This is a genomic window from Streptomyces sp. Ru71, from assembly GCF_002920535.1.
Taxonomy (GTDB): domain Bacteria; phylum Actinomycetota; class Actinomycetes; order Streptomycetales; family Streptomycetaceae; genus Streptomyces.
The window spans coordinates 56476-72800 of record NZ_PQSS01000025.1 but is presented as its reverse complement, the minus strand read 5'-3'; the positions used below and the strand labels follow the sequence as shown (position 1 = coordinate 72800).

The following is a 16325-nucleotide window of genomic DNA, read 5'->3' as shown; positions in this document are numbered from 1 at the left end:
TCAGGTGCGCATCATGCGGGCGATGGCCTGTGTGGCCTCCTTCACCTTCGCCTCGATCTCGTCGCCGCCCTTGACGGCCGCGTCGGCCACGCAGTGCCGCAGGTGCTCCTCCAGCAGCTGCAGCGCGAAGGACTGCAGGGCCTTGGTGGAGGCGGAGACCTGCGTGAGTATGTCGATGCAGTACACATCCTCGTCGACCATCCGCTGCAGGCCCCGGATCTGGCCCTCGATGCGGCGCAGGCGCTTGAGGTGTTCGGACTTCTGGTGGTGGTACCCGTGGATGCCGTGGTCGTGGTCGGTGACCACGTCCGTCTCCGCTGCGGAGGGCGCCCCCGCGCCGGCCTCGGTGGTCGTCATCGCGTCCTCCCGGTGTGCTCAACAGTGTGCCGACCCGTGTCCAGATTACGGCTATATACCCCTGGTGGGTATATGGTAGCGAAGTTTGCCGGGTAGAAGGGGATGCGGCCCACGATGCGGCCCCCGACGCCCCCGTGCCGACCAGTCTTCCCGATGGGCGACACTGGGTGGCGGCCCGTTAGCCGTGGCCGGATGATGCGCCTAGCATCAGCCTGACCGAAACCGATGCATCCCGAGGACCCCACGTGCGCTTTCGTCTGACCCCCAGGGAGACGAGCTTCTACGACATGTTCGCCGCGTCCGCGGACAACATCGTCACCGGCTCGAAACTCCTGATGGAACTGCTCGGGGCGGACGCTTCCGCCCGGGCCGAGATCGCAGAGCGTATGCGGGCCGCGGAACACGCGGGCGACGACGCGACGCACGCGATCTTCCACCAGCTGAACTCCTCGTTCATCACGCCGTTCGACCGCGAGGACATCTACTCCCTCGCCTCGTCCCTCGACGACATCATGGACTTCATGGAGGAGGCCGTCGACCTCGTCGTCCTCTACAACGTCGAGGAACTCCCCAAGGGTGTCGAGCAGCAGATCGAGGTGCTCGCGCGGGCCGCGGAGCTCACCGCCGAGGCCATGCCGAACCTGCGGACGATGCAGAACCTGACCGAGTACTGGATCGAGGTCAACCGCCTCGAAAACCAGGCCGACCAGATCCACCGCAAGCTGCTCGCCCACCTCTTCAACGGCAAGTACGACGCGATCGAGGTGCTCAAGCTCAAGCAGATCGTGGATGTGCTGGAGGAGGCGGCGGACGCCTTCGAGCACGTGGCGAACACGGTGGAGACCATCGCCGTCAAGGAGTCCTGACCCCTCCATGGACACCTTCGCCCTGGTCGTGACCATCGCGGTCGCGCTCTTCTTCACGTACACCAACGGCTTCCACGACTCCGCGAACGCGATCGCCACCTCGGTCTCCACCCGCGCGCTCACCCCGCGGGCGGCGCTGGCGATGGCCGCGGTGATGAACCTCGCCGGTGCCTTCCTGGGGTCGGGCGTCGCCAAGACCGTCAGCGAGGGCCTGATCGAGACGCCGAGCGGCTCCACGGGGATGGCCATCCTCTTCTCGGCGCTGGTCGGCGCGATCGTCTGGAACCTGGCCACCTGGTACTACGGGCTGCCGTCCTCCTCCTCCCACGCCCTGTTCGGCGGCATGGTGGGCGCGGCGCTCGCGGGCGGCACCGAGGTGCTGTGGAACGGCGTCCTCGACAAGATCGTCATCCCGATGTTCCTGTCGCCGGTCGTCGGCCTGGTGGCCGGCTACCTGGTCATGACGGCGATCATGTGGCTGTTCCGGCGGGCCAACCCGCACAAGGCCAAGCGCGGCTTCCGTATCGCCCAGACCGTCTCGGCCGCCGGCATGGCCCTCGGTCACGGCCTGCAGGACGCCCAGAAGACGATGGGTGTCGTGGTGCTGGCACTGGTCATTTCCGGCCACGAGACGTTCGGCGACCCGATCCCGGTCTGGGTGAAGCTCGTCTGCGCCGTGATGCTGTCCCTGGGCACCTACGCCGGTGGCTGGCGGATCATGCGCACGCTGGGCCGCAAGATCATCGAGCTGGACCCGCCGCAGGGGTTCGCGGCGGAGGCGACCGGTGCGTCGATCATGTTCACCACCGCCTTCATCTTCAAGGCGCCGATCTCCACCACCCACGTCATCACCTCGGCGATCATGGGTGTGGGCGCCACGAAGCGGGTGAACGCGGTGCGCTGGGGCGTCGCCAAGAACATCGTGCTCGGCTGGTTCATCACCATGCCGGCCGCAGGACTCGTCGCGGCCGCCGTGTTCTACATCGTGCAGCTGGCCGTCCTGTAGGACGAAGGCCGGTCGACAGCGCCGTACACGCCAGCGGGCCCGCCCCCCGGGAGCCAGGGGGCGGGCCCTTTTGGTGCCTCGCGGTGGCACCGCCATGCAGCACCGCGAGGGGCTTGGGCGGCGGCCCGGCCGCAGCCGGGCGCGTCCGCGACGGCGGCTCAGCCGAAGCGGCCGGAGATGTAGTCCTCGGTCGCCTGGACCGACGGGTTGGAGAAGATCCGCTCCGTGTCGTCGATCTCGATCAGCCGGCCGGGCTGGCCGACCGCCGCCAGGTTGAAGAAGGCGGTGCGGTCCGAGACACGGGCGGCCTGCTGCATGTTGTGCGTCACGATGACGATCGTGAAGCGCTCCTTCAGCTCGCCGATCAGGTCCTCGATGGCGAGCGTGGAGATCGGGTCCAGGGCCGAGCAGGGCTCGTCCATCAGCAGCACCTTCGGCTCGACCGCGATCGCGCGGGCGATGCACAGACGCTGCTGCTGGCCGCCGGACAGGCCCGAGCCGGGCTTGTTCAGGCGGTCCTTTACCTCGTTCCAGAGGTTCGCGCCCCTCAGCGACTTCTCGACGATGTCGCTCAGCTCGCTCTTCTTGTAGTTGCCGTTCAGGCGCAGGCCCGCCGCCACGTTGTCGAAGATCGACATGGTGGGGAAGGGGTTCGGGCGCTGGAAGACCATGCCGACCTCGCGGCGCACCGCGACCGGGTCGACCCCGTTGCCGTACAGGTCCTCGTCGTCGAGCATCACCTTGCCCTCGACGCGGCCGCCCGGGGTGACCTCGTGCATACGGTTCAGGGTGCGCAGGAACGTCGACTTGCCGCAGCCCGACGGGCCGATGAACGCGGTCACCGAGCGGGGCTCGATGGTCATCGAGATGTCCTCGATCGCGCGGTGGGAGCCGTAGTAGGCGGACAGTCCGCTGACGTCGATTCGCTTGGCCATGACTACTTCACTTCCGTCATTCTTCGGTCGCTTGATGGCCGCGTCAGCGACCGGTCTTCGGGGCCTTCCAGCGGGCGATGCCGCGGGCCACCAGGTTGAGGATCATCACGAAGGCGATCAGGGTGAGCGCCGCCGCCCAGGCACGGTCGTAGGCCGCGTTGGCGCCGGAGCTGTTCGCGTACTGCTGGTAGATGTACAGCGGCAGCGACGCCTGCGGGTCCTGGAACGGGTTGCCGTTGATGAAGCTGGTCTTCCACACCAGCAGCAGCACCGGGGCGGTCTCACCGGTGATACGGGCGATGGCGAGCATCACACCGGTGGTGATGCCGCCGATCGACGTCGGCAGGACCACCTTCAGGATGGTGCGCCACTTGGGCACGCCCAGGGCGAGGGACGCCTCGCGCAGCTCGTTCGGGACGAGCTTGAGCATCTCCTCGGTGGAGCGCACGACCACGGGCATCATCAGGATCGACAGCGCGAGCGCCCCGGCGAAGCCGGAGTAGCCCATGTCCAGGATGAGGATCCAGAAGCTGAGGACGAACAGGCCGGCGACGATGGACGGGATGCCCGTCATGACGTCGACGAAGAAGGTGACGGCCGTGGCGAGCTTGCCGCGTCCGTACTCGACCAGGTAGATCGCGGTGAGGACACCGACCGGCACGGAGATCAGGGAGGCCAGGCCCACCTGCTCCAGGGTGCCGAGGATGGCGTGGTAGATGCCGCCACCGGGCTCGGAGTCGCCGATCACGCCCATCGAGTGGGTCAGGAAGTAGACGTCCAGGACCTTGATGCCGCGCACGACGGTCGCCCAGATCAGGGACGCCAGCGGGACCACGGCGAGCAGGAAGCACACCCAGACCAGCGCGGTCGCGATGCGGTCCTTGGCCTGGCGGCGGCCCTCGACGCGGGCCGAGACGGTGAAGGTGCTCAGCACGAACAGGATCGCGGCGATCAGGCCCCACTGGACCTTGCTGTCCAGGCCGGCGGCCAGGCCGATGCCCACGGCGACGGCCAGCGAGCCGGCCGCGAACGCCCACGGCGACCACTTCGGCAGGCGGGCGCCCTGCAGCGAGCTGCGGCGCTTGTCGGTGACGACGGCTGCGGTGCTCATGCGTTGGCCCCCGAGTACTCCTTGCGGCGGTTGATGATCATGCGCGCCGCGCCGTTGACCAGCAGGGTGATCACGAACAGGACCAGACCGGAGGCGATCAGCGCGTCCTGGCCCAGCTCGGTGGCCTCGCTGAACTTGCTGGCGATGTTCTGGGCGAAGGTGCCGCCGCCCGGGTCGAGCAGGCTGGCCTTGATCTCGAAGGTCGGGGACAGGACCGTGGCCACGGCCATCGTCTCGCCGAGCGCGCGGCCGAGGCCGAGCATCGAGGCGGAGATCACGCCGGAGCGGCCGAACGGCAGCACCGACATCCGGATGACCTCCCAGCGCGTGGCACCGAGGGCGAGGGCCGCCTCCTGGTGCATCAGCGGGGTCTGCCGGAAGACCTCACGGCTGACGTTGGTGATGATCGGCAGGATCATGATCGCGAGCAGGATGCCCACGGTGAGCAGGGAGCGCGCGGCGCCGCCCTGCCAGGAGAAGATGCCGGTCCAGCCCAGGTAGTCGTCCAGCCAGCTGTACAGGCCGCCCAGGTGCGGGACCAGGATCAGCGCGCCCCACAGGCCGTACACGATGGACGGCACCGCGGCGAGCAGGTCGATCACGTACGCGATGGGGCCCCTCAGGCGGCGCGGCGCGTAGTGGGTGAGGAACAGCGCGATGCCCACCGCGACCGGGACCGCGAGGGCCATGGCGATGATCGAGGAGACCACCGTGCCGAAGGCCAGCACCGCGATGCCGAAGACCGGCGGGTTGACGTTGGTGTTCCAGTCGAACGTGGTGAGGAAGTTGCCGTCGTCCTTGCTGATCGCGATGGACGCGCGGTAGGTGAGGAAGACCGCGATGGCGGCCATGATCACCAGCAGGAAGATGCCGGACCCGCGGGAGAGGCCGAGGAAGATCCGGTCACCGGGGCGGGTGGCGCCGCGGGCCGCGCGCTTGGTCTGGGCGGCGGGGCGCTCGGGCGTGGGGGGAGGTGCGTCAGTGGTCTGCGTCGATATGTTCATCGGGTTCTCCGGTCTGCGGAGCCGCGCGGGATGACGGGCGGCTCGGTGGGGTCGTGTCGCGTGGGACGGCCCCGGGCGGCGGTGCACCGGACGGTGCGGCCCGGTCCTGGACGGGAACCGGGCCGCACACTCGCTTAGCTCAGGCCCTCGATGGTGGTGCGGACCTTGGAGATGATCTCGGCGGGGATGGGGGCGTAGGAGTTGTCGGACAGGACCTTCTGGCCGTCCTCGGAGGCGGTGTAGCGCAGGAACGCCTTGGTGCCGGCGAGGGTGTCGGACTTGTTGCCCTTGTCGCAGACGATCTCGTACGTGACCAGGGTCAGCGGGTAGGCGCCGGCCTCGGTGGGGTTGTAGTTCAGCTTGAGCGCCAGGTCCTGGCCGGTGCCCACGACCTTGGCGGAGGCGATCGCCTTGGAGGCGTTCTCCGCGGTGGCCTTGGCCGGCTCGGGGGCGGCGGTCTTCAGGTCGACGGTCTTGATGCCGTCGGCGGCGTAGGAGAGCTCGAAGTACGAGATCGCGCCGGAGGTCTGCTTGACCTGCGCGGCCAGGCCGGAGGAGCCCTGCGCCGCCTGGCCGCCCTTGGCCTGCCAGGCCTTGCCGCCGGAGTACGGCCAGTCGGCCTTGGCCTGGCTGATCAGGTACTTGGTGAAGTTGTCGGTGGTGCCGGACTCGTCCGAGCGGTGGAACGCCTGGATCTTGAGGTCGGGCAGCTTGGCGTTCGGATTGAGCGCCGCGATGGCCTTGTCGTTCCAGTTGGTGATCTTGCCGTCGAAGATCTTGGCGATCGTGGTGGCGTCCAGGACGAGGTTGTCCACGCCCGGCACGTTGTAGCCGAGGGCGATCGGGCCGCCGACCATGGGCAGGTCGATGGCCTGGCCGCCGGAGCAGACCTTCTTGGACTCGGTGACCTGCTCGGGCTTGAGCGCGGAGTCCGAGCCGGCGAAGGCGGTCTGGCCCTGCAGGAACGCGGTGATACCGGCGCCGGAACCCGTCGGGTTGTAGTTGACCTGCACGCCCGAGCAGGCCTGCGTGAACTGCTTCACCCAGGCGTCGATCGCGTTCTTCTGCGCCGTGGAGCCCGATGCCTGCAGCTGGCCCTTGGCGTCGTCGCACTTGATGTTGCCGGCCGCCGCGGACGTCGAGGCCCCACCGCCGCTCGACTTGCTGCCCGTGTCGTCCGAGCCGCACGCCGTGAGGGCCAGGGCGCCGGAGACGGCGAGTGCGCCGAGGGCGAGGGCCCGCCGGTTCATGCGCTGAAGCTTCACTTGAGGAAATTCCTTCCAGGAGCCGCCGTCCTGATCCGGCGGCGTGCGTGATGGCTGCGAAGTCTGGGTTCGGCGGACGCGTCCCCCCAGATCGCGTCCGCACCGGGTAAGGCCGAAATTAGGCAGATCAGGTGAAGCCGCCGAAGGGCGTAAATGAACGCGAGGTGAACCCCTCGGGACGGTGTGGTTAGGTCACGGAACGCTTACGTCGAGGACACGGCCCGATCCCGGATGAACCGGTCCGACTATGCCAGCCGCAGCGCCTGGAGCAGCGCGTCCACCAGGGCCCGGTCCCTCGGCTGGGTGAGGCGCGCGCGGGCCGCCGCCGGGGGCAGCCACAGGATGCGGTCGACCTCGTCGGAGGGGGTGAAGGCGCCCCCGGTGGCCTCGGCCGCCCAGTAGCGGACCTGCTTGCGGCGGCCGTTCGCCAGGTAGTGCTGCGTGGGCAGCTCGGTGCCGGGGGCGGCGGTGTGCCCCGTCTCCTCAAGGGTTTCGCGCAGGGCGCCGGCCAGCGCCTCCTCGCCCGGCTTGAGCTTGCCCTTCGGGAAGGAGAGGTCGTCGTACTTGGGGCGGTGGACCAGGCACAGCTCCAGCGCGCCGTCGAGCGGGGAACGGCGCCACAGGACGCAGCCGGCGGCCAGGACGGGAGGGTGCATGCCTGGTGCTCCTTACGGGAGATCTACGGCTTGCTTCGGCCTGGTGCTTCTCGCGCTGGTTTCGGCTCGTGCTTCTCACGCTGGTTTCGGCTCGTGCTTCTCGCGCTGGTTTCGGCTGGTGCTCCTTACGGGAGTCCTGGGTTTCGGCTGGTGCCCTTACGGGAGACCTACGGCTTCCTTCACCCAGGTGCGCTGGAACGCGTACCGGGCCGCCTCCACCTCGTGCCGCTGGTCGGCGTGCAGCACACCGAGCGCGTACGCCGTCGCCGGGGCGATCCGCGGGGTACGTGCCGCCTGGGCCGCCGCGGCCGCCGCCTCCGAGGCGTCCCGGTGCCGGTCCAGCGCCTGGCCGGCCTGCAGCAGCCGGACGTTCAGCGGGGCGGAGTCGCCGTCGCCGCCGAGCAGGACCTCCTGGGCGTAGCGGTGCAGGCGCAGCAGCAGGCGGACCTGGTGCCAGGGGGCGTCCTGCGGATGCGGGGCGGGCGGGTCGGGCGACAGGCCGTGCACCAGCGCCTCGGCGTTGTACGGGTTGCCCGCCGTGAGCAGCGGCAGCGCCGTCACCGCGTCGGTCAGCCGCTCCCGCGCCGCCGCGGCCAGCGGGCGCAGGTCGGTCGCCGGGGAGACGATCGGGACCTCGCTGGCCAGGACGGCGACCTTGTCGGCGATCGCGTGGAAGCGGGAGGAGCCGAGGGCCTGCAGGGCCGTGGAGTGCGCCCGGGTCCGGGCCAGGGTCAGCTGCCGGTCCAGGAGGGCGCCTGCCTTGGCGGCGCCCACGGTGAGTTGGCCACGGTCGGCCGTGGCCGTGCTCGTCTGGTGGGTGCCGGTGCCGGTGCCGGTGCCGTTGCCGGTTCCGGCCGACTGGGGGGTGCCTGCCGTCTGACGGGTGCCGGGCGTCTGGTGCGTGCCGGGCGTCTGGTCGGTGCCTGTCGTCTGACGGGTGCCGGCCGTCTGGTGGGTGCCGACCCCCTGCGTGGGCAGCGCAGCCGCGCCCGAGAGCCGGTGCAGCGCCGCCAGCAGTCGTTCCAGACGGGCCGCGTAGGCGTGCTCCAGGGCCAGCGTGCCGGAGACCCAGGCCAGTTCGGGGCGCATCTCCTCCGACCAGTCGGCGTCCAGGACCGGGCGGAACGTGTGCAGGCTGCCGCTGATGCGCCGGGCCGAGCGGCGCAGGGCGCGCGCCGCGTCCAGGGGTGCGGCCGGTGGTGCGGCGGCCTTCGCGCCGTTCGCCGACCCGCCGGTCTCGCGGTGCAGGCGCAGCGCCCGCAGGAACTGGGTTGCCTGGGCGCGGAGGTACTCCGCCAGAGCGTCCCCCGTCACCGGCGCGGCGGTGGGGTCCGTCAGGTCATGGTGTTGCTGTGCCACGCCGGCGCCTCCGGGCGTCTATGAGCATCTCCTGGACGTTGCGCAGGGGTTGACCGTCCGCGTCGGTCGCGTGCCGGGTCCACTCGCCGTCCGGGCCCAGATGCCAGGAGGCGGTGGTGTCGGCCATGCCGGTCTCCAACAGCCGGTTCAGCGCGGCCCGGTGAGCGGGGTCGACGACCCGGACCAGGGCCTCGATACGGCGGTCGAGGTTGCGGTGCATCATGTCCGCGCTGCCGATCCACACCTCCGGCTCGCCGCCGTTGCCGAAGGCGAAGACACGGGAGTGTTCCAGGAAGCGGCCGAGTATCGAGCGGACACGGATGTTCTCCGACAGGCCGGCCACGCCCGGGCGCAGCGCGCAGATGCCGCGCACCCACACGTCGACGGGCACGCCGGCCTGGGAGGCGTGGTAGAGCGCGTCGATGACGGCCTCGTCGACCATCGAGTTGACCTTGATACGGACGGAGGCGGGACGTCCGGCACGGTGGTGCTGGGTCTCCTTGTTGATCCGGGAGACCAGGCCGTCGCGCAGGGACTTGGGGGCGACGAGCAGACGGCGGTAGGTCTCGCGCCGGGAGTAGCCGGAGAGGCGGTTGAACAGGTCGGAGAGGTCCGCGCCGACCTGCGGGTCCGCGGTGAGCAGGCCGAGGTCCTCGTAGAGGCGGGCGGTCTTGGGGTGGTAGTTGCCCGTGCCGACGTGGCTGTAGCGGCGCAGCGTCTCGCCCTCCTGGCGGACGACGAGGGACAGCTTGCAGTGCGTCTTGAGTCCGACCAGGCCGTAGACGACGTGGCAGCCGGCCTCCTCCAGCTTGCGCGCCCACTTGATGTTGGCGTGCTCGTCGAAGCGGGCCTTGATCTCGACCAGGACGAGGACCTGCTTGCCGGACTCGGCGGCGTCGATGAGGGCGTCCACTATCGGGGAGTCGCCCGAGGTGCGGTACAGCGTCTGCTTGATCGCCAGGACGTCCGGGTCCTGGGCGGCCTGCTCCAGGAACGCCTGCACGGAGGTGGAGAAGCTGTCGTAGGGGTGGTGCAGCAGGACGTCGCGCTGGCGCAGCGCCGCGAAGATGTCGGGGGCCGAGGCCGACTCGACCTCGGCGAGGTCGCGGTGGGTGCCGGCGACGAACTTCGGGTACTTCAGCTCCGGGCGGTCCAGGCTGTGGATGCGGAAGAGGCCGGTGAGGTCCAGGGGGCCGGGCAGCGGGTAGACCTCCGCCTCGGAGATCTTCAGCTCGCGGACCAGGAGGTCCAGGACCTCGCGGTCGATGGACTCCTCCACCTCCAGGCGGACGGGCGGGCCGAAGCGGCGCCGCATGAGTTCCTTTTCGAGGGCCTGGAGGAGGTTCTCGGCGTCGTCCTCCTCCACTTCGAGGTCCTCGTTGCGGGTGAGGCGGAAGGCGTGGTGCTCCAGCACCTCCATGCCCGGGAACAGCTCCTCCAGGTGGGCGGCGATGACGTCCTCGATGGGGACGTAGCGGCCGGGGGAGGCCTCCAGGAAGCGGGACAGCAGCGGGGGGACCTTGACGCGGGCGAAGTGTCGGTGGCCGCTGACCGGGTTGCGGACGACGACCGCGAGGTTGAGGCTCAGGCCCGAGATGTACGGGAAGGGGTGCGCGGGGTCGACCGCGAGGGGGGTGAGGACAGGGAAGATCTGGTGCCGGAAGAGCGTGAACAGGCGGGCCTGCTCCTTCTCCGCCAGCTCGCTCCAGCGGACCAGGTGGATGCCCTCCTCGGCGAGGGCCGGCGCGACGTCCTCGTGGAAGCACGCGGCGTGCCTCGCCATGAGCTCGCGGGAGCGGGCCCAGATCATCTCCAGCACCTCGCGGGGCTGGAGGCCGGAGGCGGAGCGGGTGGCGACGCCGGTGGCGATACGGCGCTTCAGGCCGGCGACGCGGACCATGAAGAACTCGTCGAGGTTGCTCGCGAAGATGGCGAGGAAGTTCGCGCGTTCCAGGAGCGGGGTGTCCGGGTCCTCGGCCAGCTCCAGGACCCGCTCGTTGAAGGCGAGCCAGCTGCGTTCGCGGTCCAGGAAGCGGCCCTGCGGGAGCGTTCCGTCGGCCTGGCCGTCCTGGGTCTCGTCGTAGGCGTCCAGGTCGGCGTCGAGGTCGGGATCGAGGTCGGAGACCGGGGCGGACACCGTGTGCGGGCGGTGCGCGGCGATGGAGCCCACGGAAGGCTGGGTGGGCTGGAGCTTTTCCTGCGTCTCAGACTGGCTCATGAACCCATTGTTCCGCGCTTGCAGGCTCATGAGCGCGTCGGAGAGGGGGCGCGCGGGACCCTCCGGGGGGTGCTGAGGCTCTGGCAGGGCGGGCTTCATTGGCCGAGCGTCGCAAGCTCGTCTGAATCGATGGTTACGGGGACGTGACGTGTGGGGAAGCGGGGGGTTGTTCGTGTGCGGGTGCCTGCGGCGCCGGGCCGGTTCTCGTCTGCGGGCGCGTGGTGGCTGGTCGCGCAGTTCCCCGCGCCCCTTGAATGCCTGCGGCGGCCCGTTACCGTCCGGTGGTCGGCTGAGGTAGCGCCTTCTGCCGGTGGGTGGGTCGGGGCCGGGGTGGGGGGTATCCGTCCTCGGTCCGACCCACTGTCTCCGACGCGGTGAGGGTTGGCGGTGCCGGCCGCTGCGGGCGGACACCCCCCACCCCGGCCCCTTCTCGCCGTCGGGGGCTCTCCCACTCCGTAGCTGCGGGCAGTCGTGCCTCCCCCAGTGCCTTAAGGGCCTGGGAGGTGCCCCCAGGGCGGCACGGGTGGGCGCTGGGGGTCCCCCCTGCTCGAAGAGCTTGGGGGAGGCACCCCGCCAGCGCCGGGGAGCGCACCCACCCCCGGCCAGCCGCAACACCGGGCACCTCCTGGCGCCGGGCTCTGCAGCTCGCCCCGGGCCCCGCAAAAGAAGACGTGCACGTCCCTCCCCCCGAAAGAAGGGACGTACACGTCGGAGGCTCAGGCCGTGCGGCGGCGCAGCAGCGTGAAGGCGGTCGCGGTCGCCGTCGCGGCCAGGGCCAGGACGATGCCGCACTCCACGAGCTGAAGCGGCCAGTAGTGAGACTCGGGGTGGAAGACGACGTAGTAGCCGTCCGCGTTCCGTCCGCCGGAGAGTTCCCATGCGTGCTCGGGGAGGTCGACGGGCTGCGCCGTGGCCCGGGTCCGTGTCGGCCACACAGGTGGCGACGCCGCTGTGCCGGTCGATGCGGTACTCGACCACTCCGGTCCGGCCGGCCGGGGAAGGCGGGGAAAAGTCGCCGCCGGGTTCCGTGAACCGATCGGTGGGGCTCGTCCGATGAGGAGACGTGAGCGAAACGAGAAGCGACGGGGAGCTGCTGCGGGCCATCGCGGCAGACGGGGACCGTCACGCCTTCGAGGAGCTGTACCGGCGGTACGCGCCGTGGCTGACCGCGCGCATGCGCAGCCGCTGCGCCGACGCCGGGATAGTCGACGACGTCGTACAGGAGACGTTCCTCGCGGTGTGGCGGGGCAGCGCCCGCTATCGCCAGGAGGGCGACGTCGCCGGGTGGCTGTGGCGGATCGGCGCGCGGCGCCTGGTCGACGCGCTGCGCCGGGACGGCGCGCGCGGCCGGCTGCGGCAGGCGCTCGCCCGCCTGCGCCACCGGGACGAGGTGTCCGCCGAGGAGCGCGTGCTCGCGGGGGTGGAGCACGGGGATCTCGCGGGTGCGCTCATAAGGCTGTCGCCCGAACTGCGCGCCGTGCTGCAGGCCACGGTCATCGACGGGCTCAGCACCCGGGAGGCGGCCGTCGTGCTCGGCATTCCGCCCGGCACGGTCAAGACGCGGGCGATGCGCGCCCGCAAGCAACTGCGGGAGGCGCTGGCATGACGTGGCATGTGGCCGAGGAGGACCTGCGCGGATATGCGCGCGGCGAGCTGGAGCCGCCGCTGCTGTGGTCGGCCGACGCGCACCTGACGGCGTGCGCCGAGTGCCGCGCCCGGCTCGCGCGGGTCACCGAGCCCACCGCCCTCGACCTGGGCTGGGAGCGGCTGGACGCCGAGCTGGACGCGCCGCGGCCCGGGCTCAGCGAGCGGCTGCTGACCCGGTGCGGGGTGGCCGACCACACCGCCCGGCTGCTCGCCGCGACCCCGGTGCTGCGCCGCTCCTGGCTGCTGGCCCTGGTGTTCGTGCTGGCGGCGACGGTGCTGATGGTGCACGCCGCCGGTTCGCTCGCCCTGTTCCTCGCCCTCGCACCGCTGCTGCCGCTGGCCGCGGTCGCGCTGTCGTACGGCCCCGTCCTGGACCCGACGTACGAGATGGCCGTCGTGGCTCCGCTGCACAGCTTCCGGCTGCTGATGATCCGCACGGTCGCCGTGCTGTCCGGCAGCCTCGTGCTCAACGGCGTCGCCACGCTCGCCCTGCCGGGGTACGGGATGCGGGCCCTGGCCTGGCTGCTGCCCGCGCTCGCCCTGACCACGACCGGGCTCGCCCTGACCCCGCGGCTCGGACCGGTGCTCGCCCCCGCGCTGGTCGGCGGCGTATGGGTCGCCGTGCTCGCCGTGGCCAAGGCGATGACCCACGGCACGCTCGCCCCCTTCACGGTCCTCGGCCAGCTCGCGGCCGCCCTGGTCGCCGCCGCGGCCGGCTGGCTGCTGGTGCGGCTGCGCGACCGCTTCGACACCACCTCGGCGCACGCGCCGTTCACCACCCACGGGAGTGCCGCATGACCACCACCGTCACCGCCTCCGGGCTGACCCTCCGCTACGGCGGTACGCGCGCCCTGGAGGACGTCTCGCTGCGGCTCGCCCCCGGCGTCACCGGACTGCTCGGACCCAACGGCGCCGGCAAGACCACCCTGCTGCGGGTGCTGGCCACCGCGGTCCCCGCCGACCAGGGCTCCTTCACCGCCCTCGGCCACGACCCGGCCACCACCGCCGGCCGGCAGAGACTGCGCCGCGAACTGGGCTACCTGCCGCAGAACCCGGGCTTCCACCCCGACTTCACGGCCTTCGAGTTCGTCGACTACGTCGCGATCCTCAAGGAGCACACCGACCGCGGCGCCCGCCACCGCGAGGTGCGCCGGGTCCTCGACGCCGTCGATCTGTCCGATGTGCGCGGCCGGCGCATGAAGAGGCTGTCCGGCGGGATGCGGCAGCGCGTCGCCCTGGCCGCCGCCCTCGTCGGCGACCCGGGCTTCCTGGTGCTGGACGAGCCCACCGTCGGCCTCGACCCGGAGCAGCGCATGCGGTTCCGCGAGCTGATCGCGCAGGCCGGTGAGGGGCGGACCGTGCTGCTGTCCACCCACCAGACCGAGGACGTGGCGATGCTGTGCCACCGGGTGATCGTCCTGGCCGGCGGACGCGTCCGCTTCGAGGGCAGCCCCGCCGAGCTGACCGCGCGGGCGGCCGGCCGGGTGTGGAGCAGTGCCGGCCGCGACCCCGGCGCCCGCGCCGGCTGGCGCACCGGCACCGGCACCTACCGCAACATCGGCGACCCGCCCGAGGGTGCCGACCTGCTCGAACCGACCCTGGAGGACGGCTACCTGCTCACCCTGGACGACCGGGCCACGGAGGTGGCGGCATGAGCGCGACGATCACACCGGCCGCGCCCGCGGTCACCGAACCCGAGCGCACCGCGCGCCCCTTGGCCGTGCTGCTCACCCTCGCCCGCTTCGAGGCGCGCGAACTGCTGCTGTACGTCCCGGTGTTCGTCTTCCTGCTGCTGTACACCGGCTACACCGCCTGGCAGATGGCCTTCCACCGCGACGGCATGGACGACTACCCGGTGCTCCAGGACGTCGACCGGGCCGGCCAGACCGGGCCGCTGCTGGTCGCCATAGCGGTGTTCCTGTGCGTCAACCGGGCCGCGCTGCGCTCCCACCGGCACGGTACGGACCGGCACTTCGACACACTGCCGGTGCCGCCCTGGCAGCGCATCCTCGCACACGCCCTGTCCGTCGTGCCGATCGCGGCCGTCGTCGCGCTCGTCGTCACCGCCGAGTACGCCGTGGCCGCGCTGCAGCCCGGCGCGGTCGGACACGGCTCGGTCGCCGAACTCGCGGTGGGCCCGCTGTCGGTGCTGCTGGCCGGCGTGCTCGGTGTGCTGCTCGCGCGGCTGGTGCGCTCCTCCTTCCCCGCACCGCTGTTCGTCATCGGCCTGTACGCCTTCGTGACCCTGGTCGCCGTCGCGTCGGACGGCTCGGACCCCGACGGCACGAACTGGCTCTCCCCGGTCGTGTCCGAGAGCGGCGGCGACCCGGTCCCGTCCGATCTGCTGGGCCGCCCGGCCGGCTGGCACGCCCTGTACCTGCTCGGGCTGACCGTGGTGCTGCTGTGCGCCGCGGTGTTCCGCAGCGGGCTGCGCACCAGGTCGCTGGGTGCGGTCACCGCCCTCGCCGTGGCCGCCACGGCTGCGGGCATCGCCGGCCAGTCGGCCACCGATCCGCAGGCGCTGCTCTCGGCCCGTACGACGGCCTCGCTCCACCCGGAGAAGGAGCAGCGGTGCGTGCCGCACGGCACGAACGTGTACTGCGCGTTCCCGGAGTGGACCGGCCGGACCGCCGACTGGGCCGCCGAGACCGACCGCGTCCAGCAGCTCGCCGGCGGCGCCGCCGAGCACCGCAGACTGACCGTCCGCCAGCGCATCGACGCCCGGTACGGCCTGACGTCGGACTCCGCGCTCACCCCGCTGACCGGCCCCGGCCAGGTGACCGTCGGCACGCGCTGGGGCGGCAACCGCGTGCCCGAGTTCGCCGTCGGTGTCGCCTCGGTGCTGGTCGCCGGGGACGAGAAGTCCGCCGGCCGGCTGTGCGACGCCCGCACAGTGACCGTGATGTGGCTGGCGCTGGCCGCCCAGCCGGACCCGATGACCGCGCTGCGCGACGTACGGCTCGACGACTCCACCGTGGGCTCCGCCATCGCCCTGGCACCCACCGAGCCGGTGTCGATGAGCGCCGCGCAGACGGACGTCGTACGCGAGCTGCTGACCAGGCCGCGCGCCGGTGTCGCGGCGTCCGTGAAGGCCCACTGGGCCGAGCTGACCTCGCCGAGGACGTCCCTGGCACGGGTCGCCCAGCTGCTGGGCGTACCGGCCCCGGCGCACGGGGAAGAGGGTGATTCCTGTGACTCCTGATGCCGCAGACGCCCCCTCCGGCCGGTGTGGAGCCCTCGGCACCCTGCTGACGGCCACCGCCCGTGCCCTGCCCCGGGCCCCGCTGGTGGCCGGCGCCGCCCTTGGCCTGCTGACGGCCACGCTCCCGCGCCTGCTGTCCGGCGGCCCCGCCGACCCCTGGCTCGCCCTGACGTCCCTGCGTGCGGCCGCCGTGTGCGGGGCGCTCGGCCTGGCGTTCCTGCTGGACGACCCGGCCCGGCACACCACGGAGACCGTCCCCACGGGGCGTGCGCTGCGGTCCTGCCTGCGGCTGGCGCTGATCGCCCCGCTCGCGGCGCTGTGGTGGGCGGCGGCCCTGCTGCTCGTCCCGGCCGACGCGCGGCCTCCCCTGCCGGAGGTCAGCCTGGAGGCCCTCACCCTGGCGCTGGGCGCCCTCGCCCTGGCGGCAACCGCGATCCACCGCACACCGGAGCCGGAACCGGGCAGGACAGCCGCGGTCGGGCTCCTCTCCCTGACCCTGCTCACCGCACTGCTGCCCGACCGCTGGGGCCTCTTCGTGCCGCGCGACAGCCCGCACTGGGCCGACGCCCACGACCGCTGGGCCCTGCTGCTGGCGGTGGCGGTGGCGGCGTGGGGGACGTCGATACGGGAACCGCTGCGGGGCCGCCGGCGCCCTCGGCTCAGACCGTCGGGCGCGTGACCGAGCGCCCGGGACCGCCC

16 protein-coding genes are annotated in these 16325 nt (G+C 71.7%); 7 read left to right on the top strand and 9 right to left on the bottom strand.

Annotated features, from left to right (window positions below):
- Complete coding sequence (locus C3489_RS17490) at positions 1–357, bottom strand: metal-sensitive transcriptional regulator (RefSeq protein WP_103782765.1); 357 nt, start codon at positions 355–357, stop codon at positions 1–3.
- A gap of 245 nt (positions 358–602) precedes the next feature.
- On the opposite strand from C3489_RS17490, the gene C3489_RS17485 reads away from it, so the two are divergent.
- A complete protein-coding gene (locus C3489_RS17485) occupies positions 603–1223 on the top strand; it encodes a DUF47 domain-containing protein (RefSeq protein ID WP_103782764.1) in 621 nt (206 codons plus the stop codon).
- Between the two features lie 7 nt (positions 1224–1230).
- Positions 1231–2229, top strand: a complete 999-nt coding sequence (locus tag C3489_RS17480; RefSeq protein ID WP_103782763.1) for an inorganic phosphate transporter — start codon at positions 1231–1233, stop codon at positions 2227–2229.
- Between the two features lie 158 nt (positions 2230–2387).
- Here C3489_RS17480 and pstB read toward each other — a convergent pair whose 3' ends face one another.
- The 8 genes from pstB to C3489_RS17440 form a co-directional block, all read right to left on the bottom strand.
- Entirely contained in the window at positions 2388–3164 is a 777-nt protein-coding gene (gene pstB / locus C3489_RS17475) for a phosphate ABC transporter ATP-binding protein PstB (RefSeq protein ID WP_103782762.1), read from the bottom strand.
- A 43-nt stretch (positions 3165–3207) separates the two neighbouring features.
- Positions 3208–4275, bottom strand: a complete 1068-nt coding sequence (gene pstA / locus C3489_RS17470; protein WP_103782761.1) for a phosphate ABC transporter permease PstA — start codon at positions 4273–4275, stop codon at positions 3208–3210.
- Positions 4272–5279, bottom strand: coding sequence for a phosphate ABC transporter permease subunit PstC (gene pstC / locus C3489_RS17465; protein WP_103782760.1), 1008 nt, complete (start codon positions 5277–5279; stop codon positions 4272–4274). Before pstC ends, pstA begins: the two co-directional genes overlap by 4 nt.
- Before the next feature lie 134 nt (positions 5280–5413).
- The gene (gene pstS, locus C3489_RS17460) at positions 5414–6544 is read right to left on the bottom strand and encodes a phosphate ABC transporter substrate-binding protein PstS (protein WP_258054746.1); all 1131 of its coding nucleotides are present in this window, start codon (positions 6542–6544) and stop codon (positions 5414–5416) included.
- A gap of 245 nt (positions 6545–6789) precedes the next feature.
- On the bottom strand, positions 6790–7200 hold the full coding sequence (locus tag C3489_RS17455) for an NUDIX hydrolase (protein ID WP_103782759.1): 411 nt from the start codon (positions 7198–7200) through the stop codon (positions 6790–6792).
- Between the two features lie 156 nt (positions 7201–7356).
- Positions 7357–8559, bottom strand: coding sequence for a CHAD domain-containing protein (locus C3489_RS17450; RefSeq protein WP_103782758.1), 1203 nt, complete (start codon positions 8557–8559; stop codon positions 7357–7359).
- Positions 8540–10876, bottom strand: coding sequence for an RNA degradosome polyphosphate kinase (locus tag C3489_RS17445; RefSeq protein WP_103782757.1), 2337 nt, complete (start codon positions 10874–10876; stop codon positions 8540–8542). The genes C3489_RS17450 and C3489_RS17445 overlap by 20 nt, the downstream gene beginning before the upstream one ends.
- Positions 10877–11493: 617 nt before the next feature.
- Positions 11494–11712 (bottom strand): hypothetical protein, encoded by a 219-nt coding sequence (locus C3489_RS17440; RefSeq protein ID WP_103782756.1) that lies wholly within the window; start codon positions 11710–11712, stop codon positions 11494–11496.
- Positions 11713–11840: 128 nt separating this feature from the next.
- Here C3489_RS17440 and C3489_RS17435 point away from each other — a divergent pair, with 128 nt between their 5' ends.
- From C3489_RS17435 to C3489_RS17415, 5 genes are read left to right on the top strand one after another with little or no spacing between them, the layout of a single operon-like run.
- The gene (locus C3489_RS17435) at positions 11841–12383 is read left to right on the top strand and encodes an RNA polymerase sigma factor (RefSeq protein WP_103782755.1); all 543 of its coding nucleotides are present in this window, start codon (positions 11841–11843) and stop codon (positions 12381–12383) included.
- On the top strand, positions 12380–13222 hold the full coding sequence (locus C3489_RS17430) for a hypothetical protein (RefSeq protein WP_103782754.1): 843 nt from the start codon (positions 12380–12382) through the stop codon (positions 13220–13222). Before C3489_RS17435 ends, C3489_RS17430 begins: the two co-directional genes overlap by 4 nt.
- A complete protein-coding gene (locus C3489_RS17425; RefSeq protein WP_103782753.1) occupies positions 13219–14079 on the top strand; it encodes an ABC transporter ATP-binding protein in 861 nt (286 codons plus the stop codon). Before C3489_RS17430 ends, C3489_RS17425 begins: the two co-directional genes overlap by 4 nt.
- The gene (locus C3489_RS17420) at positions 14076–15626 is read left to right on the top strand and encodes an ABC transporter permease (RefSeq protein ID WP_103782752.1); all 1551 of its coding nucleotides are present in this window, start codon (positions 14076–14078) and stop codon (positions 15624–15626) included. Before C3489_RS17425 ends, C3489_RS17420 begins: the two co-directional genes overlap by 4 nt.
- On the top strand, positions 15616–16305 hold the full coding sequence (locus C3489_RS17415; RefSeq protein ID WP_258054745.1) for an ABC transporter: 690 nt from the start codon (positions 15616–15618) through the stop codon (positions 16303–16305). The genes C3489_RS17420 and C3489_RS17415 overlap by 11 nt, the downstream gene beginning before the upstream one ends.
- The last annotated feature ends 20 nt before the right edge of the window (positions 16306–16325 follow it).